Raw genomic sequence first — 3,422 nt, 5'->3', positions numbered from 1 at the left:
AATGAACAACCTCTGGCAAGGGAAAATCTTACTGCCACTTTTTCTTCTCTCTTGTGGCAATCGCTACTTCTATTGTTATCCTACAATCATTTTATTAAGCTCCAAAAAAAACGGCGATGGATTTTGTCTTGCACTCCCTAAATAACCGTGATACTATTTTATTATTAGGGATTGCTCGCCTATACGCATGACTTTTTATTCAACCCGGTAAAAGTATTTTTTCAGACTAATAATCTCTTTTGTCATAGAAATAGCTAGCCAAACCTAGACCGCCGAAAATCATTTTGTGAAGCTCAGGAAAAATCAGATGAATTTTTCCATGTTCGTATCCTCTAAGTATCAATCATATCTAAAATTCTAGAAGCGATCGCTATCTATAAACCCAAAACAAAAACATTCATTCTCTAAAGCTGATAAAAAAAATCGGTAATGGGAGGGATTGTTGCCTTGGCTCAAAAATTTTGATAAAATTTTATTTTTAGGGGCTGTTCGCCTATGCACATGACTTTTTATTCAACTAAAGAACACCAAAAAGCTAAAGAACTAAGTGAAATAAAGGCTAATATCTACCAAAATCACAACCTAAGTATCACAAAAAAGTAGATAGGTCAACTCCCATAAAAAAGAGAAGAGAAAAATTAGTTATTCATAGTAGAGGAAGATAGGAGCGATCGCCAAGCAAAACAACCAAATAATCAGTATTTGCAGCTTTAAGATCTAGTCAAGTGATAACTAGCCGTTGGAATTTACCACTGTTCATAGCTTACCACAAAATTGAAGAACAGAAGTGAAAATATTGAAACTTCGTTAGCCAATAGAGAAAACTTCAAAATTTTTTTGTCAGAGATCGATGACAAACTTTAAAATTTTCAAACAAAAAATTAAAACCTATAACTAAAACTTAAAAACCCACCAAATGTAATTTACTAGGGTGGGTAAAAATAGTTAAAGATAGAAAAAATTTATTACATCATCTTGTCTAACCTATTAATACGCTTCAACAATCGTATAAAAGCAAACCCCATCACAACAACCACTAAAACCAAAGCTAATGCTAGACCAGGCTGATTATTAACATAGAGAATAGTCGCCGACAAAGTAAAACCACTGATAAGCAGGGCATAATTAGTACCCATTTGCACATTGCTAACCCGCCGAACCAACCTATCTGTTTCCGTAGCCCGAACCCGAACCCTAATATCCCCCTGCTCCAACTTATCAATCGCATCCTCAATACGACGAGGCAAACCCAAAGCAGTAGAACTAACCTGAGCCGCTTGACGACCTAGTTCATTAAAAATAGTATTTTGAGAATTTCCATCAGACATCAGCTCCATGGCAAACGGTTGTGCCACCTCCATAAAATTAAACTCTGGGTCTAAACCCTTACCAACCCCCTCCAAAGTAGAGAAAGCTCGCATCACAAAAGTAAAAGTTGCCGGAAAACGGAAAGGTTGGTCATAAGCAACCTCATACAAATCATCACTAATAGCTGTGATTGACTGAGCTTCAAACGGCTTATCCATAAAATTATCCAACATATATTGGATCGACCGTCTCACCGGACCCATATCTCCAGTAGGAGTTAACGCTCCTAAATCTATTAGAGAGACAACCACTCTTTCAGCATCCTTTGAAGCAATGCCATAGAGAGTTGCCATGAGTTTTTCCCGGATATTGGACTTGATTTGTCCCATCATGCCAAAATCGTAGAAAATCAATCCCCCCTCTGGACTAACAGCAATATTGCCCGGATGAGGATCGGCATGGAAAAACCCGTCATTCAAAAGTTGTCTTAAGTAAGCTTCAGCCCCCATTCTAGCCAAAGCCTTGCGGTCTTGACCTGACGCTTCCAGAGCTTCATAATTACTAATTTTGATACCCGGGACATATTCTAAGGTCAGTACCCGTGGTGCTGAATACCGCCAATAAACTCTTGGTACTTTTACCCAATTACAATTTCGGAAGTTACGGCGAAAGGTATCAGCATTGCGACCTTCGTTGAGATAATCTATTTCTAGCCACAGAATTCGGCAACATTCTTCATAGATACCCAACCAATCTCGACCGCGACCCCATTCTGGATGTCTTTGAAAATAACGAGCTACCCCTTTAAGAATAGTTAGATCGATTTGGAATAGTTTTTTCAGCCCTGGTCTTTGTATTTTGACTACTACATCTTCGCCAGAATGAAGTTGTGCTCTATGAACTTGACCTAAACTCGCCGCAGCTAGGGGTACTGGTTCAAAGCTATGGTATAGTTCGTCTGTATTTTTTCCGAGGTCTTCTAAGATTATTGTTTCTACCTGTTCGTATTTGAAAGCGGGGACTTTATCTTGGAGTTTTGAAAGCTCTTCGACGTACTCAACAGGAAATAAGTCTGCACGGGTAGAGAATAGTTGTCCCAACTTGATGAAGGTGGGACCTAATTCTAGCATTGTCTCTCGTACCCAAATTGCTTGTTTGCGACGTCTGAGATTTTTCTTTTCTTCTGTTACTCCCCCTCGGTAGCTCCAATTTTTTTTGTCTACCCATAGCCAGGTTAGCCAGGTGAGAAAAAAAGCCCAAATATCAATGTAACGACGCTGGCGAGAATAATTTTCTCTATTCCAGCGATAAGCTTTATCACTATAGGATTTTGTGGAGGCTTTGGTCATTGAGCCTCCAGTTGTATAGTTAGCTTGTCCCTTGCGGTTAATGATGTTGTCATCAAGGAGAACAGACACAGTAGCAGTATATAATAATTTGTGATATGATTTAAAGATTTGCTGATAGCAATGGACAAAATTAGCGGTTGGGTTGTCTTTAGACAGAACCACTACGATATTTTTGTAGTTCCGATCTAACTTGAGCGACTTCAGCTCTTAAGTCGTCGATTATAGCTTGTAGGTCTTTGGGTTGATAGTTTAAGTTGCTGGAGCTACTGACATTATTTTCTGCTTGAGCTTCCCGGTCTGCTCTTTCTAATGCTTGTTCAATGAAACTTCGCAAATTCTCTCTTTGCTCTGCATCAAATTTTCCTAGTGTACTAAGAGAGTTGGTAACAACATTTTCTAGTTGTTCGTAAACTCCTTCTGCAATAGCTCTACCAACGAAAAAGGCATGAAGTGGTGATTTACTCATAATTCAAAGTTGTCTATGTTGAAAATTTACTAATTAATTTTGATTGATATTTTCTGGAAAAGCAAGGCTTATCTTTATTTTTACTTACTTAACAAGGTTTCTCTTGATTTTTCAATTATGCTAATGGTTGTTAAGCAAATTTTAATGCTTGATGTTTGATTTATTTACTATGCAATTAACTTTTTATTGTGGGTGGACGTGAATTTTCTATCACAACTTGACTTGATTAGAGAAATATTGTCTAATTTTAGCTGAAATTTTCCCTGGTGATGCTAACTTTAATAAACTTCAATATAGTG

At 37.8% G+C, this 3,422-nt stretch carries 2 protein-coding genes; both read right to left on the bottom strand.

Going from position 1 to position 3,422, the window contains the following annotated elements:
• Window positions 1–965: 965 nt before the first annotated feature.
• Window positions 966–2,726 (bottom strand): AarF/ABC1/UbiB kinase family protein, encoded by a 1,761-nt coding sequence (locus F6K13_RS02690; RefSeq protein ID WP_124143115.1) that lies wholly within the window; start codon window positions 2,724–2,726, stop codon window positions 966–968.
• 79 nt (window positions 2,727–2,805) lie between these two features.
• Complete coding sequence (locus F6K13_RS02685; RefSeq protein WP_124143087.1) at window positions 2,806–3,123, bottom strand: DUF6825 family protein; 318 nt, start codon at window positions 3,121–3,123, stop codon at window positions 2,806–2,808.
• Between the last annotated feature and the right edge of the window lie 299 nt (window positions 3,124–3,422).

This window comes from Okeania sp. SIO2B9 (genome assembly GCF_010672505.1).
Classification (GTDB): Bacteria; Cyanobacteriota; Cyanobacteriia; order Cyanobacteriales; family Microcoleaceae; genus Okeania; species Okeania hirsuta.
The sequence above is the reverse complement of the archived record's forward strand: the minus strand, read 5'-3'. Positions and strand labels throughout refer to the sequence as shown.